27 protein-coding genes are annotated in these 26,959 nt (G+C 29.5%); 25 read left to right on the forward strand and 2 right to left on the reverse strand.

Annotated features, from left to right (window positions below):
- Window positions 1-52: 52 nt before the first annotated feature.
- From B2671_RS08200 to B2671_RS08210, 3 genes are read left to right on the forward strand one after another with little or no spacing between them, the layout of a single operon-like run.
- The gene (locus B2671_RS08200; RefSeq protein ID WP_346869973.1) at window positions 53-1,093 is read left to right on the forward strand and encodes a M20/M25/M40 family metallo-hydrolase; all 1,041 of its coding nucleotides are present in this window, start codon (window positions 53-55) and stop codon (window positions 1,091-1,093) included.
- The gene (locus B2671_RS08205) at window positions 1,084-2,112 is read left to right on the forward strand and encodes a M42 family peptidase (protein ID WP_346869974.1); all 1,029 of its coding nucleotides are present in this window, start codon (window positions 1,084-1,086) and stop codon (window positions 2,110-2,112) included. Before B2671_RS08200 ends, B2671_RS08205 begins: the two co-directional genes overlap by 10 nt.
- Window positions 2,113-2,130: 18 nt before the next feature.
- The gene (locus B2671_RS08210; protein ID WP_346869975.1) at window positions 2,131-3,123 is read left to right on the forward strand and encodes a hypothetical protein; all 993 of its coding nucleotides are present in this window, start codon (window positions 2,131-2,133) and stop codon (window positions 3,121-3,123) included.
- A 144-nt stretch (window positions 3,124-3,267) separates the two neighbouring features.
- On the opposite strand, the gene B2671_RS08215 is transcribed toward B2671_RS08210, so the two are convergent.
- Window positions 3,268-3,438 carry an HTH domain-containing protein gene (locus tag B2671_RS08215; protein ID WP_346869976.1) on the reverse strand — a complete coding sequence of 57 codons (171 nt, stop codon included), beginning with the start codon at window positions 3,436-3,438 and terminating at the stop codon, window positions 3,268-3,270.
- 93 nt (window positions 3,439-3,531) lie between these two features.
- The gene (locus B2671_RS08220; protein WP_346869977.1) at window positions 3,532-4,329 is read right to left on the reverse strand and encodes a nitrilase-related carbon-nitrogen hydrolase; all 798 of its coding nucleotides are present in this window, start codon (window positions 4,327-4,329) and stop codon (window positions 3,532-3,534) included.
- A 288-nt stretch (window positions 4,330-4,617) separates the two neighbouring features.
- On the opposite strand from B2671_RS08220, the gene B2671_RS08225 reads away from it, so the two are divergent.
- From B2671_RS08225 to uvrB, 22 genes are all read left to right on the forward strand, one after another.
- The gene (locus B2671_RS08225; RefSeq protein ID WP_346869978.1) at window positions 4,618-5,445 is read left to right on the forward strand and encodes a YihY/virulence factor BrkB family protein; all 828 of its coding nucleotides are present in this window, start codon (window positions 4,618-4,620) and stop codon (window positions 5,443-5,445) included.
- A gap of 129 nt (window positions 5,446-5,574) precedes the next feature.
- Window positions 5,575-6,450: a UTP--glucose-1-phosphate uridylyltransferase GalU gene (gene galU / locus B2671_RS08230; protein ID WP_346869979.1), complete on the forward strand. Its 876-nt coding sequence runs from the start codon at window positions 5,575-5,577 to the stop codon at window positions 6,448-6,450.
- A gap of 233 nt (window positions 6,451-6,683) precedes the next feature.
- Window positions 6,684-8,723 carry a PAS domain-containing sensor histidine kinase gene (locus B2671_RS08235; protein ID WP_346869980.1) on the forward strand — a complete coding sequence of 680 codons (2,040 nt, stop codon included), beginning with the start codon at window positions 6,684-6,686 and terminating at the stop codon, window positions 8,721-8,723.
- 150 nt (window positions 8,724-8,873) lie between these two features.
- Complete coding sequence (locus tag B2671_RS08240; protein WP_035132193.1) at window positions 8,874-9,215, forward strand: single-stranded DNA-binding protein; 342 nt, start codon at window positions 8,874-8,876, stop codon at window positions 9,213-9,215.
- A gap of 317 nt (window positions 9,216-9,532) precedes the next feature.
- On the forward strand, window positions 9,533-10,483 hold the full coding sequence (locus tag B2671_RS08245; RefSeq protein WP_346869981.1) for a MoxR family ATPase: 951 nt from the start codon (window positions 9,533-9,535) through the stop codon (window positions 10,481-10,483).
- 9 nt (window positions 10,484-10,492) lie between these two features.
- Window positions 10,493-11,620, forward strand: a complete 1,128-nt coding sequence (locus B2671_RS08250; protein WP_346869982.1) for a DUF58 domain-containing protein — start codon at window positions 10,493-10,495, stop codon at window positions 11,618-11,620.
- A complete protein-coding gene (locus B2671_RS08255; protein ID WP_346869983.1) occupies window positions 11,620-12,885 on the forward strand; it encodes a hypothetical protein in 1,266 nt (421 codons plus the stop codon). Before B2671_RS08250 ends, B2671_RS08255 begins: the two co-directional genes overlap by 1 nt.
- A gap of 298 nt (window positions 12,886-13,183) precedes the next feature.
- Window positions 13,184-13,489, forward strand: a complete 306-nt coding sequence (locus B2671_RS08260) for a DUF6514 family protein (protein ID WP_422653231.1) — start codon at window positions 13,184-13,186, stop codon at window positions 13,487-13,489.
- 203 nt (window positions 13,490-13,692) lie between these two features.
- Entirely contained in the window at window positions 13,693-14,067 is a 375-nt protein-coding gene (locus B2671_RS08265) for a holo-ACP synthase (RefSeq protein WP_346870008.1), read from the forward strand.
- A gap of 1 nt (window position 14,068) precedes the next feature.
- A complete protein-coding gene (locus B2671_RS08270) occupies window positions 14,069-14,971 on the forward strand; it encodes an NAD(P)H-hydrate dehydratase (RefSeq protein WP_346869985.1) in 903 nt (300 codons plus the stop codon).
- Between the two features lie 98 nt (window positions 14,972-15,069).
- Window positions 15,070-15,576, forward strand: coding sequence for a germination lipoprotein GerS-related protein (locus B2671_RS08275; protein WP_346869986.1), 507 nt, complete (start codon window positions 15,070-15,072; stop codon window positions 15,574-15,576).
- Between the two features lie 169 nt (window positions 15,577-15,745).
- Complete coding sequence (gene alr / locus B2671_RS08280; RefSeq protein ID WP_346869987.1) at window positions 15,746-16,909, forward strand: alanine racemase; 1,164 nt, start codon at window positions 15,746-15,748, stop codon at window positions 16,907-16,909.
- A gap of 117 nt (window positions 16,910-17,026) precedes the next feature.
- Window positions 17,027-17,299 carry a CopG family transcriptional regulator gene (locus B2671_RS08285; RefSeq protein WP_198028572.1) on the forward strand — a complete coding sequence of 91 codons (273 nt, stop codon included), beginning with the start codon at window positions 17,027-17,029 and terminating at the stop codon, window positions 17,297-17,299.
- Between the two features lie 15 nt (window positions 17,300-17,314).
- Window positions 17,315-17,668 (forward strand): type II toxin-antitoxin system PemK/MazF family toxin, encoded by a 354-nt coding sequence (locus B2671_RS08290; protein ID WP_035132183.1) that lies wholly within the window; start codon window positions 17,315-17,317, stop codon window positions 17,666-17,668.
- A 363-nt stretch (window positions 17,669-18,031) separates the two neighbouring features.
- Window positions 18,032-18,859: a transketolase gene (locus B2671_RS08295; protein ID WP_346869988.1), complete on the forward strand. Its 828-nt coding sequence runs from the start codon at window positions 18,032-18,034 to the stop codon at window positions 18,857-18,859.
- On the forward strand, window positions 18,859-19,797 hold the full coding sequence (locus tag B2671_RS08300; RefSeq protein ID WP_414632626.1) for a transketolase family protein: 939 nt from the start codon (window positions 18,859-18,861) through the stop codon (window positions 19,795-19,797). Before B2671_RS08295 ends, B2671_RS08300 begins: the two co-directional genes overlap by 1 nt.
- A gap of 115 nt (window positions 19,798-19,912) precedes the next feature.
- The gene (locus B2671_RS08305) at window positions 19,913-20,290 is read left to right on the forward strand and encodes a hypothetical protein (protein WP_346869989.1); all 378 of its coding nucleotides are present in this window, start codon (window positions 19,913-19,915) and stop codon (window positions 20,288-20,290) included.
- A 171-nt stretch (window positions 20,291-20,461) separates the two neighbouring features.
- Entirely contained in the window at window positions 20,462-21,148 is a 687-nt protein-coding gene (gene ftsE / locus B2671_RS08310) for a cell division ATP-binding protein FtsE (protein WP_346869990.1), read from the forward strand.
- Window positions 21,138-22,031, forward strand: coding sequence for a permease-like cell division protein FtsX (gene ftsX / locus B2671_RS08315; protein ID WP_346869991.1), 894 nt, complete (start codon window positions 21,138-21,140; stop codon window positions 22,029-22,031). Before ftsE ends, ftsX begins: the two co-directional genes overlap by 11 nt.
- 164 nt (window positions 22,032-22,195) lie before the next feature.
- Window positions 22,196-23,425 (forward strand): S41 family peptidase, encoded by a 1,230-nt coding sequence (locus tag B2671_RS08320; protein ID WP_346869992.1) that lies wholly within the window; start codon window positions 22,196-22,198, stop codon window positions 23,423-23,425.
- Window positions 23,426-23,633: 208 nt separating this feature from the next.
- Window positions 23,634-24,938, forward strand: coding sequence for a hypothetical protein (locus B2671_RS08325; protein WP_346869993.1), 1,305 nt, complete (start codon window positions 23,634-23,636; stop codon window positions 24,936-24,938).
- A gap of 26 nt (window positions 24,939-24,964) precedes the next feature.
- Window positions 24,965-26,950 carry an excinuclease ABC subunit UvrB gene (gene uvrB, locus B2671_RS08330; RefSeq protein WP_346869994.1) on the forward strand — a complete coding sequence of 662 codons (1,986 nt, stop codon included), beginning with the start codon at window positions 24,965-24,967 and terminating at the stop codon, window positions 26,948-26,950.
- The last annotated feature ends 9 nt before the right edge of the window (window positions 26,951-26,959 follow it).

Consider the following 26,959-nt stretch of genomic DNA (forward strand, 5'->3'; position numbering starts at 1 on the left):
CTGGTAGTCATCGGATAAATGTATTTTGGATTAGAAGGGGAGGCTTATGATTATGGAGGATAAAGAGTTACTAAAAACACTTTGTATGTCTCATGGACCTAGTGGAAGAGAACACTGGCTTGGAGATTATGTGACAGAGATATTTTCAGAATTTGGACAAGTTACTAGGGATAATTTAAATAATATAATTATTCATAAGAAGGGTAAGGGCAAAGGTAAAATCATGCTTATGGCTCACTTAGATGAAGTATTTATGATTATAACAGAGGTAAAAGAGAATGGATTTTTAGCATTTAAAGGTAATGGTATTGATCCTAAGACTTTAGTTTCTAAAGAGGTTATAATCCATGGAAAAGAAGCTATTCACGGTATTATAGGAATTAAGCCGCCTCACTTAATGAAGGATGAAGATCGAAAAAAAGCAGTAACTATAGATTCTTTATTGATTGATACAGGGTATTCTAAGGAGTCTTTAGAGAACATAGTTAAACCAGGAGATTATGTTACTGTTAAAGGAAACTATAAAGAACTTTTAAATAATAATGTAAGTGTTAAAACTGTTGACGATAGAGGTGGAGTTGTAGCTTTATATAGATGTGCTAAGGAACTTAAAAATATAGAACACGATATGGATGTTTATTTTGTATGCTCCGCTCAAGAGGAAGTAGGCCATAGAGGTGCTAAAACTGCTACTAATAGAATTAATCCAGATATAGGTATTGCTGTAGATGTTACCTTCGATTGTGGAATGTATGGTCTTGAACATGGTGATACTGAACTAGGTAAGGGTGGAGTAATCTGTATAGGTCCTAATATTCATCCTAAGGTTAGAAAGCATCTTATGAAGGTTTGTAAAGAATATAATATTCCATTTCAATTAGAAGTGGAAGCCGGAAATACAGGAACAGATGCTTGGGATATTCAAGTAGCTGGTGAAGGTGTTGCTACACTTCTTATATCAATTCCTATAAAATACATGCATACTTCAGTGGAAACAGTAAATATGGATGATATAAAAAACACAGGATATATGATGGCAAAACTAATAGAAAGTATAAAGAGTGAAGAATTGGAGGAATTAGTATGTTTTTAGATGAGATTCTTCAAAAGAATGGTATTTTAGATAAATTGACTTCTTTAAGTGGTCCTTCAGGATTTGAGGGAGAAGTAAGGGGCTTTATTAAAGAACAGGTTACCCCTTATGTAGATGAGATTTTTATAGATAGAATGGGAAATATTATTGTTCATAAAAAGGGGAAAGGAAAAAAAGTAATAGTTGATGCTCATATGGATGAGGTAGGTTTTATAATAACTGGCTACAATGAGGATGGAAGCTTAAGATTTAGTGCTTTAGGAGGGGTAAATGCTAAGATAATACCTTCTAAGACTGTACTTATAGGGTCTAATAAAATACCAGGAGTTATTGGAGCAAAACCAATTCACCTTCAAGGAGCAGAGGAGAGAGAAAAGGGTCTAAATTATAGTGATTGCTGTATTGATATAGGAGCTAGGTCTAGAAAACAAAGTGAGGAGCTTATAGATCTAGGGGAGTATGTAGTTTTTGATACAGAATATGATGAATTCGGAGAAGGTCTTGTAAAGGGAAAGGCCTTTGATGATAGAGTAGGATGCTTTGTACTAATGGAGGCATTAAAAGAAAATTATGATGTAGACCTATATGGAGTGTTTGCAGTTCAAGAAGAAGTTGGAGAAAGAGGTGCTTTCATTTCGTCTTTAAATTTAAAGGGAGATTTAGGAATTGATTTAGAGGGTACAATATGTGCAGATATGCCATGTGTTCCTAAGCACTTAAGAGCTACTGAAGTTGGCAGAGGACCAGCTATATCAATAATGGATTTAACTAGTATATTCGATGTTGATGTGGCTGATGACATTATGGAAGTAGGGAATAATTTAAATATTCCATATCAAAGAAGAAAAGCTATAGCTGGAGGAAATGATGCAGCTACTTTTCATGGCACAGGATGTGGGGCAAAGATTGCTACTATTTCAGTTCCATGTAGATATATCCATTCTTCAGTTTCAGTAGCATCAAAGGAAGACATAAAGAATACAGTTAAATTATTAGTAGAATACTTAAAAACACTATAGATTTTGGAGGTATTTGTGATGAATAAATTATTTGAAGATTTAGTAGGAGCATTTGGAGTTAGTGGACATGAAGAAGAGGTTAGAAGTGTAATTGTTGAGCAATTAAATTCACTAGAAGTTGAAAATAAGGTAGATAACATGGGAAATGTTATAGCTAAAATAGGTAAAGGTAATGGGGAGGAAGAAAAGAAAATTATGATTTCTTCTCATATGGATACCATGGGATTTATAGTTATGTATATTGAAGATAATGGTTTCTTGAGAATTGGAAAAGTAGGAGAATTTGATGAAGCTGCCTTTGTGAATAATATGGTAGAATTTGAAAATGGAAATTCAGGAAGAGTTTGCGGAACTAAAGATAGTCCTAAAATAGATGACATGTATATAGATTTAGGAGTAGAAAGTAGAGAAGAGGCTTTAGAACTAGTAAGAGAAGGGGATGTATGTATTATTACATCTAATTTTATAGAAGAAGAAAAGAATATAATTGCACCTGCTTTAGATAATAGAGTAGGCTGTTACATGTCACTGAAATCTATAGAAAAGCTTATAGAAAATAAAGAATCATTAGAGAAGTTAGATAAGGAAATATATTTTGTATTTTCAACTCAAAACACTTTAGGAGGAAGAGGAGCAAGGGCAGCAGCTTATGAAATAAATCCTATGTATGCTTTAGTTATAGATGGAGAAAATGCTGGAGATACATTAGGGGGAAGTGGGAAGTTTTCTTTAGGAAAGGGTACAGGAATAAAGTTCATGGATAGGACTTTGTTAATGCATCATGAAGTGAAAGAACAATTGGAAAAAGTTTATGAGAAAATAGATAAAAATCCACATTATATCTTTGGTGAAACTCAAGGTGATGGTAAAACAATCCATAAAGAGGGAGTAGGAGTTAAGACTGGAACTTTGATTTATCCTGTAAGATATAAGGATACAAATATGGAAATGGTTAATTATAAAGATATAGAAGAAGGAATAGAAGTTATTTATAATTATATTACATTATAATATAAGGTTATTTAAATAGTTCTATAGACATAGCTTTTAGAGAATATACAAAAAAATAATAAATATTAGAGCCTTCACTTTAAGAATATCAGTGAAGGCTCAATTTAGTTTAAGATTAATTTGCTTTAAATTATAAATTAGTAACTATTTTGAAGCATAATAGCATCTTTTCGGAGATTCTATTTTATCCTCTGCTTTAAGTGATTTTATAGCTTTATCTACCTCTTTTTTGTCAATACCAGCCTTTTCAGCAATTTCTCCAGCTTTTAATGGCTCAGATGAATTTTTCAGTACTTCTAAAACTTTATCTACCATGTTAACACCTCTTTTAATAATTAAAGTTATTTAATAATATTTATTATATAATATTTTAATAAAAATATCAACAATATNNNACAATATTATATTTTATATGTTATCAGTTTGTAATTTATTATAAAGTAATTCTCGTCTGTCCTCTTTTACTTTAAAGGAATTTCTGACTCTGCTAACTAAAGATCTATCTATGTTTGCTGTGAGAATATCCTCCACACCCTCCTCTGTGCTATCTATGATTTTACCTAAAGGGTCTATAATTAAAGAATTTCCACTATAGTTTATACTATTACCAATACCAATTCTATTAACTCCAGCAATATAGCATTGATTTTCAATAGCTCTACTTCTAAGCAAGGTTATCCAGTGTTCTTTTCTACTTTCAGGCCAATTAGCAGCTACAGTAATTAAGTCACATTTTTTTGAAGCTATTTGAAAGATTTCAGGGAATCTTAAGTCATAGCATATAAAAGGTGAAAGGGTTATTTCATCAATTTGTGCAAAGCATATTTTCTCACCACCAATGTAGTATTTACTTTCTTCGCCATAGGAGAAAGGATGTATTTTAGAGTAGTTACATAGAATATTTCCACTAGAAGATATTATTGTATAATTATTTTTACCCTTTATATCATTAGTAATACCCTGAATATAACCAATTCCTGCATTAATGCAATAACCTTTGCATAAACTAGCAATGTAGGAAACCGTAGAAAAATCAAATTCTTTTAATTTTTCTATGTGCATTGTAAAGCCAGTAAAGGAGAGTTCAGGAAATAAAAGTAGGTCTATTTTTAGCTCTTTAGCTTTTTTAAAAAATTCTTTGCTTGCCGATAAGTTAAATTGCTTATTTTCCCATAAAATATTATTCTGTACCAATCCAATTTTCACAATATCACCCCTTATATTACTAATTATAATATATTTTAAAGTTATTATTCATAATAATACTAAGAAATTTATTATTTTGTAATAAAGTTAATACTAAATCATATGAAGGGTGATTTATTTAATTATGTTAAATAAAGTGGTATAATTAAGGGAAACTTAGCTACAATAATAGGTCAATTTTTAATTGAGTTTATAAATTCTTCATACTGTCTATATACTGCCTAGATAAAGAGGTTAATATTATAATATATAGACAATAGAATAATGTAAAGGGTAGGGGTATTGCCTATGAAAATAACTGAAAACACAGTAAAAATGGCATTGAGATATAAGAACCATCATATATCTTCATTAGCTTCACAGTTAGCTTTTGATATGCTGTTTTCATTTTTCCCATTTTTGATTTTATTATTAACTCTAGTTGGATTTATAAACGTAGATCCCATAGAAGTGATTGGAAGTTTACAAAATATAATGCCAGAGGAATTATATAAATTAGTATCTACTTTAGCTCTTCAATTGTTACAAACTAGAAATGGAAACCTATTATCTTTTTCATTAATGTTCTCCCTCTATACAGCATCTAGAGCCTTTAGAGCCATAAGATATGGGCTAAACAGAGCATATAATGAAGAGGAAGATAAAAACAAGATAAAGTTAATAGTACTCTCCGTTTTATTTATGATAGTGACATCTTTTATGATAATATTTATACTAGGTTTTTTAGTCTTTGGAGAGATGATAAGTTTAGAATTAGTTCAATGGTTAGATCTTGATATTAAGTTATTTTATTTTATACGATATTTAAGGTACCCAATTGGTTTTGCAGGTATGATAGTTATATTTACAGCTATATATAAGCTTATACCTTCAAGACGAATAAAATGCAGAGAGGCCTTGCCAGGGGCTATATTCACAAGTATTGCTTGGATAATTTTATCAATGGGGTTTGCATTTTATGTAAACAACTATGGGAAATATACTGATATTTACGGAAGCATAGGAGTGGTTATTGTTTTGATGGTTTGGTTACAAATAACATCTACTACAATTTTATTAGGAGGAGAACTGAATGCGTTATTAATGTATGATAAAGAAAATAACTTCAAAATATAAGAAATTCATGTTTAATATTAACACTTATGAGAATGTTTAGTTTAATTATTTGTAATATTGTGTTAAGATAATGAAGAAGAATGACAATGATGTAGAATATATAAGGTCAATGGTAATGGAGGGTATGAGATGAAGGTTAGAAAGGCTATAATTCCAGCAGCAGGTTTAGGAACTAGATTCCTACCAGCTACAAAAGCAGTGCCTAAAGAGATGATTCCTATTGTAGATAGACCTACTATAGAGTATATAGTAGAAGAAGCTGTGGCTTCAGGTATAGAAGAAATACTTATAATAACAGGTAGAAATAAAAAAGCTATAGAAGATCATTTTGATAGAGCTGTAGAGCTAGAAATGAATCTTGAGAGAGATGGGAAGAAGGAACTTTTAGAGTTAGTCCATAAGTCAACTAACATGGCTAATATCCATTATATTAGGCAAAAGAATCCAAAGGGGTTAGGTCATGCCATAAGTTGTGCTAAAGCTTTTGTTGGAAATGAACCCTTTGCAGTTATGCTAGGAGATGACATAGTAGATAGTGAAGTTCCTTGTTTAAAGCAATTAATGGATGCTTATGATAAGCATGGTACTTCAATTTTAGGAGTTCAAGAGGTAGCCAAAGAAAATGTAAATAAATATGGAATTGTAAAAGGCAATAAAATTAATGATAGGGAGTATGTAGTTAAGGATTTAGTGGAAAAGCCAAAGGTTGAAGAAACGCCATCTAATGTGGCTATTTTAGGTAGATATATTATAACTCCTGAAATATTTGACATACTAGAAGATACTAAGCCAGGAAAAGGAAATGAAATACAATTAACTGATGGTTTAAAAACTCTAATGGAAAAGGAAAGTATGCATGCTTATATTTTTGAAGGTAGAAGATATGATGTAGGTGATAAATTAGGATTTTTAGAAGCTACAGTAGAATTTGCTTTAAAAAGACAAGATTTGAAAGATAACTTTAAAAATTTTTTGGAAGAAAAATTTAATTTAAAGCATATATAATTTAATAATAATGTATAAAAACTGGTATATAATTCCAATGGTATATATCAGTTTTTATTTTGTATATCAAATTTTATTGTTTTTACTCAGAAGAGGTACAGAGACTTATTCTCATCAACCTGTCAAGAAAAAAATGTAGAATAATAGTAGAAAAATGTAGTAAAAAAAGTATTAATTTTAGTGTAAAATGATTAAGTGGTACATTGAGTAACGTTAAAATTGGAGGATAAATAATGGAGTTTAAAAATAAGGAAGATTTGGAGTTTTACAACAACATTTCGGAACCTATTATAGTTATAGATAGTAATAGTGAAATTAAATACTGCAATGAAGGAGCGTTAGAATTTTTAGGAGTTCAAAGTATAGATTCGATTGAAGAGTTGGATATAAATACAATGATAAAGTTCTCTACGTTGAAGAGTGGTGTCTTTGATGTAAAGGATTTTATAAAAAATGATAGAAGTGAGAGAATTCGTGCAAGTATAGATACAAGAATATATAAAGAAATAGAAATAGAATTAGTTTTTAGAAGTATAAAGGTTGGTAATAATGAAGGCACCTTAATGTTGTTGAAAAATATAGCAAGCAATAATCTCCATTTTAAATCAGAAGATATCAATAAAGATAGTAGCAAATTAGAGGAGCATGAAGAATTTAAATATATTGTAGTAGATAAAGATGAAGATGAAGCCTTCATCTCAACAAAAGAAATAGACTTAAATATAAATTTTTATAAAGCTATTTTTGCTAATAGTACCACTGGAATTGTAATAGAAAAGGAAAATAGAATTAGTTATATAAATAAAGTTGCTATGGATATAATTGGAGACTTTAAAAGTGATACTTTTTTAGGTAAAAGTATTTTTGAAATAATTAAGTTAGATTCTATACAATATAATGATGAGTTTTTAAAAAAACAGTATTCTAAATATAATTCTAGTTTGAACATAGTAGAAAGAAAGTTTATTAGAGAAGATGGGAGCATTGTGTATTGTGAAGTTACGCCCATGTGTTTTGTCAATGATAATGATATATATTCTATATTTTTAATTAGGGATATAACAAGAAGAATAAAAGTAGAGGAAGCTGTAATAAGCAATAGGGATAATTATGTTGAACTTCTTAAACTTTTACCCTTTGGTATGGTTATATATTCTGATGGTAAGCTTGAAATAGGTAATGAGGCTTTAGTTAATATTTTAGGACTTAATGGAATAGATGAATTAAAAAATTTATCCTATATAGATATAGTAGATGAAGAATATAAAGATGTAGTTAAAGAAATGTATTTTGATGCTCAATTTAGAGGGAAATCTACAGAGTTTAAGGAAGTTAAAGTGAGAAGGGGATATGGAGCATTAATAGATGCTGAGATTGCAAGTTTCGGAATAAATTTTAGTTATGGAAGATCTGTAGTGTTTTTAATTCAAGAAGTTACAGAACGCAAAAAGGCTCAATTAAATAAAGTTAAATTGGAACAAGCTATAAAATATGATAAGTTAAAAACTGAATTTATATCTAATATGTCCCATGAGTTAAAAACACCATTGAATATAATATTAAGTACTGTACAAGTATTGCAATACAATTATAAAGATAAAAATGATGAGCAATTGGATAGATATCTAGATTTAATGAAAGTAAATAGCTATAGATTATTAAGACTAATAAATAACTTAATAGATGTTACTAGAATTGATGTAGGTAACTTAAAAATGAATTTTGGCAATTATGATATAGTAGCTATAGTAGAGGATATAACTATGGCTGCAGTAGAGTATGTGGAAAGTAAAGGTATGACTTTAATATTCGATACTGATATTGAAGAAAAAATTATAGGAATTGATAGAGAAAATATAGAGAGAATAATATTAAACCTATTATCAAATGCAGTTAAATTTTCTAAGGATGACGGAACTATTATGGTATCTATTCATGATTTAGGGGACAAGATTCAAATTTCAGTGAAGGATAATGGAATTGGTATTCCAGAAGAACTTCAGGAAAAGATATTTGATAGATTTGTGCAAGGTGAGGATCTATTTACCAGATCTCACGAGGGGAGTGGAATAGGATTGTCCCTAGTAAAATCTATAGTTGAAAATCATGGTGGAAAGACATATGTAAAAAGTATTGTTAATGGAGGAAGTGAATTTATTGTAGAACTTCCAAACATTCTTTCTAAAAATCAATTTTGTTCAACAAATCTTTATCATGCTGATAAATATAATTTAGAAAGAATAAAAATTGAGTTTTCAGATATATATAGATAAGAATATTTAAAATGCTATTGGGATAGTTATTCCAATAGTATTTTATTTTTCATACATTAAAAGAATGGTTAAGATATTTTTAATAATATGTTTAAAAAATATATTCATGGGTAAAATTACAAAAAATGATATGTTTTTTGGAGGTATATGATGAATAGAATAGTTTTAGTTGGTAGATTGACACGAGACCCTGAAATTAAAGTTTTTGAAGATAGTAGTAAGGTTTTTACTAGATTGGTTTTGGCTGTAGATAGACCTTATAAAACTGCATCGGGAGAAAAACATGTAGATTTCATTCCAGTAGTATTAAGAGGAAAAAAAGCAGAAATTGTTAATGAATATCTAATTAAAGGAAGTGTTATTAGTGTAACTGGTAGACTTCAAAGTAGGCATTATGAAGGTGAAGATGGACAGAAAAAGTACATATCAGAAGTTATAGCAGATGAATTTCAGTTCATGAATACTAAGAAGCCTAAAGAAGAAATTGGTTAAATCCACATGACTTAAATTATTATTTTAGTAAATCGCATATATGTGTATAACAATCTAAACAATATTTTTAATCAGTAAAGCTTATTCTATTGTAATATCACAATAGACTAGGCTTTTTTAAATTAATTAATAATAAGTAAAAAAATATTTATTTATTAAAAAGTCATAGGTTAGTATATTAAAAATATTTGGATAATAGCCATATTAAGAGTATAATAAATTCATAAAGCAAAACTTTAATCTTATTTAAAATGGTAAATTTTGGGCATAAAATATAGATTAAAGTTAAGCAAAATATAAGGGTAGAGGAGTTTATTATGGAGCTTGAAAAATTTAAAGTATTTAGAGAAAAAGCAATGGAAAACATATCTAAAGTTATAATTGGTAAAGAGCATATAATTGATAAAATAATAGTGTCATTTATAACTTCTGGTCATGTATTATTAGAAGATGTTCCAGGACTTGGGAAAACTAAACTGTGCAAAACATTGTCAAAAACTATGAATTGTAGCTTTAAAAGAATTCAATTTACACCAGACTTATTACCTTCGGACTTAACAGGAATATATTTTTATAATCAACAATCAAAAGAATTTGAATTTAGGGAAGGACCTCTTCTAAGTCAAATTGTTTTAGCTGACGAAATAAATAGAGCTACGCCAAGAACACAATCTGCTTTACTTGAGTGTATGGAAGAGAGACAGATAACAGTAGAAGGAAATACGATAAAGTTAAAGAGGCCATTCTTTGTTATAGCAACTCAAAATCCAGTAGAACAATTTGGTACATTCCCGTTACCAGAAGCTCAATTAGATAGATTTTTTATGAGACTATCTATGGGATATCCAAGCTATGATGAAGAAATAAAAATGATGGACAGGTTTATAGGAAAAGATCCACTAGACTCCCTAGAGTCTGCTATAACTATAGAAGAAATAAACTATGTTCAAGAGAATTATAATAAAGTTCATGTTAGTGATGAAATAAGAAGATACATAGTAGATTTAGTCAATGCCACTAGAACTAACAGTGAAATAGAATTAGGATGTAGTCCTAGAGCTACATTAAATCTTATGAAAGGTTGTCAAGCATTAGCTGCTATTAGAGAAAGAGATTATGTGATTCTTGAAGATGTGAAAGAGCTTGCAGTACCTATAATGAGTCATAGAATTATCTTGAAAAGTGAAATAAATAGTGGCAGTGAGAAGAGTGAAAGAGTTATACAAAACATTCTCGCAACTATAGAAACTCCAATAAATAGGCAATAGAGGTGTATTATGATACTTCAAATATTTGTTCTTGCAGCAATTGTAATTATACTGGTAAATATAATGAGTTTTATTACTGAAAAAGGGTATGAAAACTTAAAGGTGTATAGGGAAATAAAACCAGATAGAGTAACTGTGGGCGAAGAATTTACAATAGCTATGAAAGTAGAAAACAATAAAAGAATGCCTGTTCTATTCTTGGTGGTGGAAGAAAGAATACCTGTTGAATTAAGATTTGTTGGCGAAGTTTCTACTTACAAATATGGAAATGATAATTGGCACATATGCAAGTATGTAATGGGTAAATTTCAAAGGAAAAGTAGAACCTATACTTTAGTAGGAAAAAAAAGAGGAGCTTACATAATAAAGAGCATGAATATTTTTATAGGGGATATGTTGGGACTAAATATTAAAAGTAGAGAGCAGAATGATTATATTGAAGTTTTAATTTATCCTAAGGTAAAATCCATAGGAAACTTTAGATTTGATGTGACAAATTTTTTAGGAGACAATACAGTAAGGAGATGGATATATAAGGATCCTTTGTATATAAAAGGGGTAAGAGAGTATAACGTTGAAGATAGAATGAAGGATATTCATTGGAAAACTTCTTTAAAGGCAGATAAGCTTATGGTTAAGGACTATGATTATACTTCAGAACAACAGATGGTTATAATCCTTAATACACAATGTGGAGATCCTTGTTGTAATTATATAGATGAAGAGCTTATAGAAACATCTATAGATATTGCAGTTGCATTAGCTGCAAAGGCATCTAAGGAAAGTATCCCAACAGGTATTTGGAGCAATGCACATTTGATTTATTGTAATGAAAATTCTATAAATGAAATTGAGCCCAAGGTAGGAAGTTTTAATAGGATATTGGAGTTTTGCACTAGAATATATCTTGCTGTGAAATATGACCTTAATGAATACTTAAAGAGTAGAATGCCTTATTTTGATAAAAGTTGTACCTATGTATTAATTACTACTTATTTAAATGAAAAAGATATTAGGATTTTAAATATTCTAGTGGCAAATGGCTATAAAATAAATATTATAGATGTTTCTAGAGAAAACAAAATTAAAAATATCAAAGGAATTGATAAAATTTCATATAAGGGGGAGATGAAGTAATGAGCTGGTCTGAACAAGTTAGGATTTATTATGATATAACATTTAGTATGCTAACATCTATTGTTTGGATGATAGCAACAGCTCTTATATTTTCTAAGGATATGAAATTTTCTATTTTCATTTTAATGATGATATCTATATTAACTAGTAAATATTTACTAAGAAAAGGTAAGAAGGTAGAAATTTGTATTGCAGTTTCTTTAATCCCAACTATTGTTTACGAAATATTTATTCAAGAAATAGTAATTGCCATTGTAGATATAATATTTGTAGCGTTAATCAGTGCTGTTTTACTTAGAGAAACTAATGAAAATATAAACTATGATAGATATAAAAATATTTTTATAAATGGAATTTCTTATATTTTTATAGCATCAATCATCTGTAGTATATTCAAGCCTATTTATGCAGAAATTGTATTCAGAGGTATAATTATATATCTCATTTTGATGGTTATTACTATGAGAGAGACTATGGGGTATTGCTATAATATAAAAAGTTCAAAAATCAATAAAATTATAAATATATCTCTAATTTCATTGGCATTATTAACTACACAGGAGTTTTTTTATAATATATTTGTGAAGATAGTTACAATTTTATATGTAGGAATTGAATTTATAACTGAATTAATAATAGATGTAATAGTAAAAATTATTGGAGTTCCAATGACTTGGATTTTTAATGCTTTACAAAAATTATTTACTGAAAGACGAGGATCTTTAGAAGATATATTTGGAAGAATAGATGCAGGTAATAAAAATCCCAAAAATATAAAAGAATTAACGCCAGAAATGGTAACAGCAAGTCCCACATTTATATTTATAATGAAGGTTATAGTAACAATAATATTAATATTAATTGTAAGTAGCATCATAAAAAGAATAATAAAGGGTACTAATTTAAATAGAGATGATGGCTATACTGAAATAATTGAAGAGATTGAACAAAAGGATCCTGGTTATAAAAAAGTTATAGATAAAATCAAAAAAATATTTAGAAAGAAGGGTACCCCTAGGGAAGAAGTTTTATATAAGTATAGTGAGTTTGTAGAAGTTGCAAATAAAAAAGAGATTTTTAAGACATACATGACTCCAAGACAACTTGGTAATATTGTTAAGATAAAAGTTGATAACTGTATGGAAGTTGATGAAGTTACCGATATGTATAATGAAGCAAAGTTTTCCACACATATTATAAACAAGTCTTATGAACAAAAAGTGGAAAAGTATGTGGATAACATTAATAAAAACATAAAATATTAACAAGAAAAATTAATCTACATTAAAAGACAAGAAAACTCACATAATATTAACATTTTATCCACTGATATATTAACAATTACAAATAGTATTGTATAACTGTAAAGAATAAGTAATTTTGTGAAATAAGGTGTAAATTTTGAGGGGGAATATATTATTGTTGGCTACAAGAATTTACACATTATTTTTTTATATAGTGATACAATTTCTTTAGGCAATAAAATAGTGTAATTTTATTGCTATAAATGGTTTTACATTATTTGGGGGTGCTTTTATGATAATTGAGACATTAAAATCTAACATGGTATGTGAAGAGAATACTATAGAATACACTTATAATTTAATTCAATCAGAATTAGAGGTCCATATGAATGGTGAAAGAAGGGTTATAGATGTATATGGTGTAGAAATAGAAAGTGAAGTGAAAAATAAAGGCAAACATGTAAAGCAATACAAAGAACANNCTAATAAATACAAGGGAAGTGAACTGCTGGGATTATTAAAAAATAATGTGGTCTCACCAATACATCTTATAGATATTATAGAAGAATATATAGAGGCATATTATGCTGATTTTGACGAACTTGTACAAGCAATAGCAAATTAATTATAACTATTATTATTTATATGAGTAGTTTATAAAATTAAACTTAATTAATGAGATAATTTAAAATATTATCATCATATATTTTCATATATATATAAGTTATAGTTGATATTAACCTATTTATTTATTAAAATTAAAGATGTAAAAATATGTTTATAATTTAATTATAAGTATATGAAATATTTAGGTTTGGAGGTGAGATGGTGATAGTAGGAGTTGGAGTAGATATAGTTGAAATAAGACGTATAAAGGATATAATGGAAAAAAATGAAAAGTTTTTAGAAAAAATATTTACAAATAACGAGATACAATACTTGAAAACTAGGAATTTAAGGCCGGAATATGTAGCAGGCAGGTTTGCTGCAAAGGAAGCAGTTTCAAAAGCACTAGGAACAGGATTTAGAGGATTTAACTTCAGAGATATAATAGTAAATAGTACTACTCTTGGTAAACCTACAGTCACATTAGAAGGGGAGGCAAAAAATATTGCTAACAAGAATGGGAATACAACTATCCATCTGAGTATTTCTCATGGATGTGATAGTGCTATTGCCTATGCTGTTTTGGAGGTTGTTTAATATGGTAAATCCTTTTGATAAATTAAAAAGTAATAGATTAGGGTTTATAGGATTTAAACATAGGGCCATACAAATGGATAAGGAAATGATACAAAATATATTAAAAGCTAGAGATGATGATACCTACAAAGGAGATTATGGACAAGCATTTATAATAGCTGGCTCTATGGGTTTTTCCGGTGCTGCATATCTTACCACTCAAAGTGCAGTAAGAAGTGGCGCTGGATTAGTGACCCTTTGCATTCCTAAAGAAATACAGGAGATAATGAGCATAAAGTTAAATGAGGCTATGACAATCAATTTTGAACAAAGTGAAAAAATAGGCAATATTATGGTCAAGTCTAATTGTATTGCTATTGGACCAGGAATGGGGAATACTAAGTTAACTTTTAATATAGTGAAAAGTATGATTGAAAATGCAGAATGCCCTATTGTAATTGATGCAGATGGACTAAATGTACTACAGGGAAAACTTGAACTGCTTCATAGCAAAAATAATAGCATTATATTAACACCTCATTATGGAGAGATGGCAAGGTTAACTGGATTATCTGTTGATGAAATAAAAGAAAATAGGGTAGAAGTAACAAGAAATTTTGCTTATGAGTATGATGTAATAGTTTTATTAAAGGACCATAGAACTGTAATAACTGATGGAACACAGGTTTTTGAGAATACTACAGGAAATAGTGCAATGGCATCAGGTGGAATGGGAGATACTTTGACAGGAATTATAACTTCGTTTATTGCTCAGGGATATGAAGTTCTAGAAGCTACATGCATTGCTACATTTATACATGGATATTGTGGTGACAGACTAGCAGAGAATATGTTCTGTGTCAATGCTACCCATATTATAGAAGAATTACCTTTTGGGATAAAAGAAATTTTGGATAGTAATTGATACATAGAAATAACTGTGAATTATAATAAAATAAATATGGTTATAGAGAGAAGAAAACTATAATAAACATATAGTGTAATAAGTAATTGGAGGAATTTATGAAAAAAAGACTAACTTATACACTATTCATTATAGCTATATGCCTAACCGTTACAGTGGCTTTATTGATTAAAGGAAGAACAAGGACTTTAGATGAGTATAATGCAATTGATTCCTTAAGTGAGATTAAAGCCTATAAGAGTGATATAACTATAGAGATTGTAAATGACAGAGAAACAAATAAGTATGAAGGGTTTCAAACCTATAAAAAAGATATAGGATATAAACTGGATTTAAAGGATAAGAGATCTTTTACTTTTAAAGGCGATGAGATACTTGTTAAAGATAAGGAGAATATCAAAGAGTATACCTTAGATAAAGGGTTTGATGAAGTATTTAAATGTGGATTTATTGGTGAATATATAGGATTAATATATACAAATGAAGAATTAGAATTTGAAACTGAAACAATAAATAATGGTGAATACTTTGTGATAACAACAGTTATTCCTGGAAGTAATAACAACATTTTTCAAGGNNAGGCCAAAGAAAATAATAATCTATGATAATAAGGGTAGAGAAAGAATTATATATACTTATGAAAACTTTAACTGGACTGATAAGGTTGAAGATGTGGAGTTAGATTTATAACAATGATACAAAACAGTAAGAACGAATCTAGTATTTACTATGAGGTAGTTCTTGACAACTGGAAAGGTGAGCAAGGTGAGTAATATGGGAAAAAAGATAAGACCCTCTTGGGCAGAAGTAGATTTAGATGCTTTAAGGAATAATGTAAGGGAAGTAAAAAGGGTTTCAGAGGGGAAGGAAATAATTGCTACAATAAAAGCTGATGGATATGGACATGGAGCTATAGATATATATAAGTCTATGATGGATGAAGGTATAAATAGATTTGCAGTAGCTATTGTTACAGAAGCTATAGAATTAAGAAAAGCTGGTGTGGAAACTCCTATTATTATATTGGGATATACACCAAAGGAATTTTATGATGAAGTTATTGATTTAAACCTAGAACAAACTATATATGATTATGAAGATGCTAAAATACTTTCAGACATAGCTATAAAGAAGAATAGAATAGCTAAAATTCATATAGCTGTAGATACAGGTATGGGGAGGATTGGATTTTTAACAACGAGGGAGCAGGCTAGAGAAGTACATAGGATAACTAAGTTAAAAGGAGTAAGAATTGTAGGAATATTTACTCATTTTGCTACTGCTGATGAGAAAGATAAAACTTATGCTAATTCTCAAATTGAAAAATTTAATATATTTAATCAATATATTGAAGAATTAGGTGTAATTATACCCTTTAAACATGTAAGCAATAGTGCTGCTATAATAGATTTTCCTGACTTACCATATGATGGAATTAGAGCTGGTATTATGCTTTATGGATATTATCCTTCTAAGTATGTTAATAAAAATAATGTTAACTTAATACCTGTTATGTCGTTAAAATGTAAAATTGTTCATTTGAAAAAAATACAGGAAGGCGATTATGTAAGTTATGGTAGGTTATATAAAGCACCTGCAGAACGGATAATTGGAACTCTTCCTATAGGATATGCAGATGGTATTTCAAGAGCATTAACAGGGATGGCTAAAGTAATTGTGAATGGTAAAGTAGTACCTGTTGTGGGTCGTATTTGTATGGACCAATGCATGATAGATGTAACAGATGTACCTGATGTGAAAATTGGGGATGAAGTTATATTAATTGGAAAAGATAATATAGGGAATGTTATAACAGCAGATGATGTAGCAGAATCTATAGGCACAGTCAATTATGAAATAATTTGTGATATAAGTAAGAGAATTCCAAGAATATATACAAAAAAAGGAAAAATTTTCAGCATAAGAAACTACGTATAGTAAAAAGTATAAAAAAATGTTGTAAAAAGTAGAAATTAAGGATAATTTCTTTGACATAATAACAATTGATGATTTATAATTAAGTTGTACATAAAGTTGTTATTTAAATTGGAGGTAATGAAATCCATGGGTAGCTCAAAGAAATTTATTCTGAATTTTGGTAGTAGTTTTTGCGAAAAATTTAATGATGTAGATAAAAAACAATTTATAACAAATAGTAAATTAATTATGGATTATGGAATAGTATATAGTGAAGGCTATAATAGTAATAGCTATATAGAGAAAATGAAACAAGGATATTTAGCTATGAGAGAATTAAATTTAGAATTATCAGAATATGGCTTTGAGAGTTATATTAATGACTTAAGTGAATATGAAGCTAGCCTTTAGGAGTGTGAATGCCTAATGACAATTGTTATAAAGAGAGGCGATATATTTTATGCTGATTTAAGCCCAGTGGTTGGATCAGAACAGGGTGGAATAAGACCTGTAATAATTATACAAAATGATGTGGGAAATAGATATAGTCCAACTGTGATAGTTTCAGCTATAACCTCTCAGATAAATAAGGCAAAACTTCCAACTCATGTAGAGATTTCTTCTGAAGAATACGGATTAAATAAAGACTCGGTAGTTTTGCTAGAGCAAGTTAGAACTTTAGACAAAAGAAGATTAAAAGAAAAGATAGGTCATATGACCGATGAAGATATGATTAAAGTTGATGTTGCTCTTAAAATTAGTTTAGATTTAAAAATGTAAAAATAAATTTAATATTAAGGGGCTGTTTCAAAATACACTAAATCTTAATTGGGTGTGGAGTATGCACTAACAACAATATTTTAGTGAAACTTAACACTTTGTAAAGAGTAGTGAATTATTTTGAAATAGCTCCTTTTAAATTAAATCTTTAGATGGACAAAAAAATATAAAGTATTTATTACTTTTATAATCATAGAAGGATAGTTGTATTTAATTGAAGTGTAAGGTAAATAATATATTAATAATTATTGGAGATTTCTTATAATCAAATGTATTGATAAAAGGAAAATTTCAACTAAATAGTTGAGAATAAATAAATTATTGATATAATGAGTTTAGAAGAAAATCAGGGAGGGATAAGCAATGGAAAAGTCATTAATAGCATTAGAGAATATAGCGAAAGTTTTAAGAAAAGATATTATAAAGATGGTAACAGAGTCAGCATCTGGTCACCCAGGCGGTTCGCTATCAGCTGTAGAAATCATTACTACATTATATTTTAATGAAATGAATATTAATGTAGAAGACTCTAAGAATCCTAATAGAGATAGATTTGTATTATCAAAAGGTCATGCTGCACCAGTTTTATATGCAGCTCTTGCGGAGAAGGGTTTCTTTAATAAAGAAGAACTTATGAAATTAAGAAAAACTGGAGCAATGCTACAAGGTCATCCAAATATGAATTACATACCAGGAGTAGATATGTCTACAGGTTCATTAGGTCAAGGAGTTTCCGCTGCGGTAGGTATGGCACTAGCAGGAAAGCTTGATAATAGCTCATATAGAGTATATACCCTACTAGGAGATGGAGAATTAGAGGAAGGTCAAGTTTGGGAAGCGGCTATGTGTGCAGCTCATTACAAACTAGACAATTTAACAGCCTTTGTAGATTATAATGGACTTCAAATAGATGGAGATATTGATAAGGTTATGAATCCTAATCCTATAGCAGATAAATTTGTAGCATTTGGATGGAACGTGATTTATTTAGAAGATGGTCATGATTTAGTTAAGATAAAAGATGCTATAGAAGCTGGAAAAGGAATAAAAAATAAGCCTACAATGATAGTTTGTAAAACAATTAAAGGAAAAGGTGTATCTTTTATGGAGAATCAAGCAGGTTGGCATGGTTCAGCTCCAAGTAAAGAGCAGTGTGAAATAGCATTAAAAGAGATTGGGGGAGAAGAATAATGAAAAGTGTTGCAACTAGAGAAGCCTATGGAAAAGCATTAGCAAGAATAGGTAAAGAAAATGAAAATATAGTAGTTCTTGATGCAGACTTATCTAAGTCTACTAAAACTGCTGATTTTAAGGCTGTATGCCCAGAAAGATTTATTAATATGGGAATTGCTGAAGGTAATATGATGACTGTGGCAGCAGGAATGGCAGCTTGTGGGAAAATTCCTTTTGCATCTACTTTTGCTATATTTGCAACAGGAAGAGCTTTTGAACAAATAAGAAATTCTATATGTTACCCTAAACTAAATGTAAAGGTATGTGCTACTCATGCTGGCCTAACAGTAGGAGAAGATGGTGCTTCTCACCAATCTGTAGAAGATATTTCATTAATGAGAAGTATACCTAATATGGTAGTAATTAGTCCAAGTGATGGAATTGAGGCTGAAGCAGCAATAGAAGCTATAACAAAATATGAAGGTCCTTGCTATGTTAGACTTGGTAGAAGTGCAGTACCTATAATAAATGATAATGAAGATTATAAGTTTGAAATAGGTAAAGGAATAACTTTAAGAGATGGGAAAGATGCTACTATAGTTGCAACTGGAATTATGGTAGAGGCAGCATTAGAAGCATACAATATTTTGGCTGAAGAAGGGATAAGAGTTAGAGTTATTAATATACATACAATAAAGCCTATAGACGAAGAACTGATAACAAAAGCTGCAAGAGAAACAAATCTTATAGTTACAGCAGAAGAGCATAGTATCATAGGAGGTCTTGGTTCAGCAGTAGCAGAGGTAGTAACTACACATTGTCCAGCTACAGTTTTAAGAGTTGGAATAAAAGATACTTTTGGGGAAAGTGGTAAGCCAGCAGAATTATTAAAAGCTTATGGATTAACTGCAGTAGATATAGTTAAAGCGGTTAAAACTGGAATTAGTATGAAATAAATAATAAAATTAAATAGGGAAGAAATCTAAGGATACTTAGGTTTCTTTTTTTTATAGCCTATGATATAATTTATAAATAATTTGAAAATTCGATTTAGTAAGGAGAGCGTTATAGATGAAACAAGATGTTAAAGGATATATGAATGATGTAATCTTTTGTTTTAAATTGTCTTTAAAATTAGTCATTATACCTGTAGTTTTAGGTATAGTTATTAGTTGCATATATCTATTAATTAAAGGTCAAGCTATGGAACTTTATCGAATACTTAAGGGAATAAGAAATACAGGAATTATATTTTCTTGTGGAGGATTATTTGTATCAGCATTAGCATTTTTACAACCGACAAAGTTATTGAGACCTTTAAGCTATGAGAAAACTTGGAGACAATATCTTCATAAATTTGGTTTAGTAGGAACTATATTCTGCACCTTTGCATTATTAGCAACATATTTCTTAGTATATGATATACTAATTCACAACTTATATGTGTAGTTAAAATACATAAAGAAACATGAGTGGAAAAAAATATATATGTTTCCACTCTTTTTTCGTGGAGAAAAATAATAATTTATTATTTTTTAACTTATGTAGGACTTGCATTTTAAATTTTTATGTTATAATATACACAGATAAAAAGTAAAAAGTCGAGGAGAGTTAATAATTATGATAGATTTTAAAAATGTTACTAAGGTTTATAATAACAATGTACTAGCTTTATCTAATTTAAATGTACATATTGACCAAGGTGAATTTGTTTTCTTAGTAGGCCCAAGTGGAGCAGGAAAATCTACCTTTATAAAGATGTTATTAAAAGAAGTTGATCCAACAGCGGGTTCAGTTATAGTTACAGGATCAGATTTAACAAAGCTAACAAGGAAAGAAGTACCTTATTATAGAAGAAAAATTGGAGTAGTATTTCAAGATTTTAGATTGATACAAAGTTTGAATGTATTTGATAATGTAGCTTTTGCACTAAGAGTTATAGGATCAAGCGAAAAGGATATACAAAAGAAGGTTCCAGCAGTGCTTTCAATGGTAGGATTATCAAAAAAGAGAGATGCTTTACCTACGGAGTTATCAGGTGGAGAACAACAAAGAGTATCTATAGCTAGAGCTATAGTAAATAGTCCATCATTATTAATTGCTGATGAGCCAACAGGTAACTTAGATCCTGAAACTTCATTAGAAATTATGGATATTTTAAGTGATATTAGTAGAGCAGGAACTACCATTGTTATGGCAACCCATGCAAGAGACATAGTTGACTCTATGAAAAAGAGAGTTATAGCTATTGAGAAGGGTGTTATTGCCAGAGATGAGGAAAGGGGGAAATATGGTTATGAAATTTGATTCTTTTAAATATTCATTTAAGGAAGCGCTTAAAAGTATAAAAAGAAATAAAACTTTAAGTATAGCATCTATAGCTACGGTAACAGCTACACTTTTTTTATTAGGAGCTATAACACTAGGAGTCGCTAATGCAGATAAATTAATTACGCAATTGGGATCCATGGTTGAGGTAAAAATTTACTTAAAAGAGGGTATAAGTGATAATAATAAAAATGATATAGAGAATAAAATTAAAGAAGTAGAAGGTATAGATAAGATAACTTTTCAAAGCAAGGAAGATGCTTTGAAGGATGTAAAGGAACAAATGAATGATGAATTAGGTCAGTTAACATCTGGATTTGAGGATAATAATCCATTCCCAGCTTCCTTTACGGTAAATGTTAAAGAGCCACTAGTGGTTGATAAAGTTGTAAGTAGTATTAAAGATATGAATGGTATTGATGAGATAAAAGATGCAAGATCCATAATTGCAAAAATTTCTAAGCTTACAGATTCATTTAAAATAGGCGCTGCAGTAGCATTTGTAGTTTTTATTATGATATCTCTATTCTTGATAGGAAATACCATAAAAATTACAGTGTTTACTAGAAAAAAAGAAATAGGAATAATGAAGTATGTAGGTGCTACTGATTGGTTTATTAGATGGCCGTTTATAATAGAAGGTATGATACTTGGAATATTGGGAGCAGTCATATCGGTAGTAGCACTAGGTTTTATATATGCTATTATAATTAATAATTTAAGTGCTGATACACTATTTGGATTTGATTTAGTAGGTATTTCATATATATTAAAGGTGATTATTTGGGAATTCTTAGGATGTGGAGTTTTCATAGGCGCTATTGGAAGTATAATATCCATGAGAAAATTCTTAAAAGTTTAAATTATAAAGAACAAATAAGACTAAGAATTTATTTCTTAGTCTTATTTGTGTATAATATAATATATTGGTAATAGAAAGGATTAATAAAATAATTTAAATTTCATAGTATTATTATCGGGGATAAAAAGTAATAATAAATATATGAGAATGAGAGGGTGATTTTTATGGATGGTAAAAAAAATAAATGGAAAAGAGTAACGGGTATAGTGGCTCTTTTAATAGTAACAAATTTAATTACTTTAGGATTATCTAACTATATATCTTTTAAGTTACCAGATGGTAAAGTTATAGTTAGTAGAAAAACATATGAAAATATAGTGGACTTTGAAAAGTTATATACTATAAAAGATAAATTAGATAGATATTATTTAGGTGAAATTGATATTAATAAACTTATAGATGGAGCAGCAGCGGGAATGACTGAAGCTGTAGGAGATCCATATACAACATATATGAATGCCGAAGAGTTTAAAGACTTCTATTCCCAAACAGAAGGAAATTATGTCGGACTAGGAATACAGGTAGGAGTTAAGGAAGATAAGATAGTTGTAGTAGCTACCTTTGAAAATTCACCTGCAGAAAAAGTGGGAATACTTTCAGGAGATATAATTGAAAGTGTAAATGGTACAAAGGTTGAAGGCAAGGACTTGGAAAAAGCAGTGAAAACTATGAAAGGTGAAAAAGGAGAAGCTGTAGAACTTACTTTAGCTAGAGAAAAGAAAGGTTCTTTTAATGTTAAAGCTGTAAGAGATGAAATAGAAATGATAACTGTAAAAAAAGAAATGATTGATAGTCAAGTAGGATATATTCAGGTAACTATGTTTGATGAAAACACATCTAGCAATTTTGAAAACGCAATTAAAGATTTAAACTCAAAAGGAATGAAGAGTTTAATAGTAGACCTAAGAGAAAATCCAGGAGGATTATTAGATCAAACTGTGAATATGTGTTCACAATTTATTCCTAAGAATAAGAATATAGTTTATACGGAAGATAAGAATGGAAATAGGAAGGATTATAATTCTGTAGGTGGAATTGCTGAAGGATTACCACTTACTATATTAATAGATGAGGGGAGTGCAAGTGCTTCAGAAATATTTACAGGAGCTATAAAAGACTATAAGTTAGGAACTTTAGTAGGTACTAAGACTTTTGGTAAGGGTGTTGTTCAAACAACTTTTTATAGGGATAGAGATGGATTTAGAGATGGAACTGCATTAAAGGTTACTATATCAAAATACTATACTCCTAATGGGCAGAATATCCATGGTATAGGAATAGAGCCAGATATTTTAGTTGAGTATCCAGAAGAACTAAAAGGAAAATCCTATGATAAATCAGTAGATCCTCAATTTGAAAAGGCTTTGGAAGTGGCAAAAGAAAAGATTAAGTAATAAAATATAGGGTATTATAATAGATATTAGTATTTTTATTATAATAAATACTAATTAAAATAAGTTAACATATAGAAAAATTAATAAAATTAATTTTATAGTTTCAAGTAGATAAATGATGATGTAAAATTAAGTATCTATTATAGTAGATACTTAATTTTACTTATGCACATCTACTCTTTGTTACATAATGAGAAGGAGAAAAATAATGGAACTTTTAAAGTATACTTTGCAGCAGGTGTCCTATGCTATTGTGGAGCCGTCTTATGCGCTTATATTAATAATGATGGCTGTTGTATTCTATATGAAAAATAAAAAAACTACAGTGATGGAAAGATTAATTATGGGTAAAAACTCATCAACGGCTTTTGAACTTACTGTGTCACAAATAGTTATGGGAATATTAGGAGGTGTAGTAGCTAGTTTAATTCTTACATTTTTGGGGATTACTTTTTATGAAACTTCTAATATATTTCTGATATTTATATTATCAGTTGCGTTAATGTTCTTTAGTCCAAAATTAGTTTGTCTTTCATATTCAGGAGCTATTTTGGGACTATTATCAATACTTCTGTATTTTATATCATTAATTATGGAGAATCCAAGTTTAGATGTACTAAAAATGGATATAACTAATTTATTGGTGCTGGTTGCAGTAATGCATATTGTTGAAGGGTTATTAGTAATCTTTGATGGGAAAAGAGGCGCTATACCTGTATTTGGATCAAGAGATAAAAAAATCATAGGTGGATTCGCATATAGAAGACAATGGATATTACCAATGATAATATTATTAATGGTACAGGCTACTAGCGCCAATACAGTCATGGGCGGAAGTGTAAACACTCCAGAGTGGTGGCCAATAATTAATCATAATAAAAACGTGTTGATTTTTGCTACTATGGTAATTGGTGCACTACCGATTTTTGCAGGAGTTAATTATGCTACCATAACATTTACAAAAAGTAAAAAAAATAAGCCAATATTCTCAGGACTATTAATTTTAGGCTATGGGACTGTATTAATTCTATTATCTTTTTTGGGGGATATAAATAAGATTTTAGATGTGATAATTCTTACATTGATGCCTGTATTACATGAATATATGTTATATATTGATCGCTTAGCAGAAAAAAAAGGTAAAATAAAGTATGTGAGTAATGAAGAGGGAGTATGCGTTCTAGATGTAGCCCATAATTCAATAGCTAAAAATATGGGAGTTAAAATGGGAGATTTAATATTAGAAATAAATAATATTAAATTATATAAGGATGAAATTATATTCAATATGTTAGAACGTCTTCCGGATAATATAAATATGAAGGTTAGAAGAGAAAATGGAACTATGGAAGAACTGGAATGTAGAGTACAAAATAATAAAGAAAAATTAGGAATTGTTATAGTTCCTAGGGAGGTTCCTAAACAGGCTACTGTAGCAAAGCCAGGTAATTCTAGTTTTTCAGATATACTAAATAAAATTAAAGAAAAGAAAGATAGTAACGATAAAGATTAATTTTAAAGAAGATGAGGTGATGTATCATGGGTCAGTTTAAGATTCATTCAAAATTTAAGCCAACTGGAGATCAACCTGAAGCAATAGATAGTATAGTTAAAGGAATTTTTGAAGATAAAAAATATCAAACTTTACTTGGAGTAACAGGATCAGGGAAGACATTTACTATGGCAAATATTATTGAGAGAGTTCAAAGACCAACTTTAATTCTTGCTCATAATAAGACCTTAGCAGCTCAATTATGCTCTGAATTTAAAGAGTTTTTTCCGGAAAATGCTGTTGAGTATTTTGTTTCTTACTATGATTACTATCAACCAGAAGCTTATATGGCTCAAACTGACACCTATATAGAAAAGGATGCATCAATAAATGAGGAGATAGAAAAGCTACGACACTCAGCTACTTCAGCCTTGATAGAAAGACGAGATGTTATAGTTGTGGCTTCTGTATCATGCATATATGGGCTAGGAAATCCAGAGGATTATAAAAAGCTTACTGTATCTTTACGAGAAGGTATGATTAAAGATAGAAATAGTGTTATTAGTCAGCTAGTGGATATTCAATATGAAAGAAATGATATAAATTTTGTAAGAGGAACCTTTAGAGTTAGAGGAGACGTGCTAGATATATTTCCAGCATCATCAACTAATAAAGGGATAAAAGTTGAGTTTTTCGGAGATGAAATAGACAGAATCCGTGAGTTTGATGTATTAACAGGCAATATAATTAGTGGAAGAAAGCATGTATCTATATTTCCAGCATCACACTTTGCTACATCAAAGGAAAATTTAGAAAGAGCTATCTCTCAAATTGAATTTGAATTAGAAGAGAGGTTAAGGGAGCTAAAGGATGAGGATAAGTTATTAGAAGCTCAAAGATTAAAACAGCGAACCAATTTTGATATAGAAATGATGAGGGAAGTAGGTTATTGTACTGGAATAGAAAATTATTCTAGAATATTAGATGGAAGAGCAAAAGGAACACCACCACAAACTCTTATTGACTATTTTCCGGATGATTTTCTTTTCTTTATAGATGAAAGTCATGTTACACTACCACAAATTAAGGCTATGTATGGAGGAGACAGATCTAGAAAGACTTCTTTAGTAGAGTATGGATTTAGACTTCCATCAGCCTATGATAATAGACCACTTAGGTTTGAAGAGTTTGAAGACAAATTAAATCAAGTATTATTTGTAAGTGCTACACCTGGAGTTTATGAGAATGAACATTCTGCAAATATAGCAGAGCAAATAATAAGACCAACAGGACTTTTAGATCCTAAAATTATAATAAGACCAGTAAAAGGTCAAATTGATGACTTATATGGTGAGATTAACAGAACTACGGAAAGAGGATTTAGAACCTTAGTTACAACTCTTACAAAGAAGATGGCAGAGGATTTAACTAAGTATTTAAAGGAGTTAGGAGTAAAAACTACTTACTTACATTCTGATATAATTACTATGGAAAGAATGGAAATAATAAGAGATCTTCGAAGAGGAGATTATGATGTGCTAATTGGAATAAATCTTTTAAGAGAAGGGTTAGATATTCCCGAAGTAGCATTAGTTGCTATATTAGATGCAGATAAAGAAGGATTCTTAAGGAGTGAAACATCTTTAATTCAGACTGTAGGTAGGGCTGCAAGAAATTCAGAAAGTAAAGTAATAATGTATGCTGATAATATGACGAATTCTATGGAAAAAACTATAAATGAGACCAATAGAAGAAGATGTATTCAAAAAAAATATAATGATGATCATAATATAGTACCTAAGACTATAATCAAGGAAATAAGAGATGTTATAGAAATTTCTACAGTGGCAGAAGATGAAGCTTCATATATCAGTGAAGCAAGTAGTGATTTACTTTTAGATAAGAAGGAGTTGGCTAAGCATATTACTAAACTAGAAAAAGAGATGAAAGAAGCAGCTAAGGACTTACAATTTGAAAGAGCAGCGATTTTAAGAGATGAGATAGAACGTATGAAGAGAGAATTTAATTTGTAAAGGAGAAAT

Source organism: Clostridium sp. UBA5119 (assembly GCF_002414285.1).
Taxonomy (GTDB): domain Bacteria; phylum Bacillota; class Clostridia; order Clostridiales; family Clostridiaceae; genus Clostridium_J; species Clostridium_J sulfidigenes.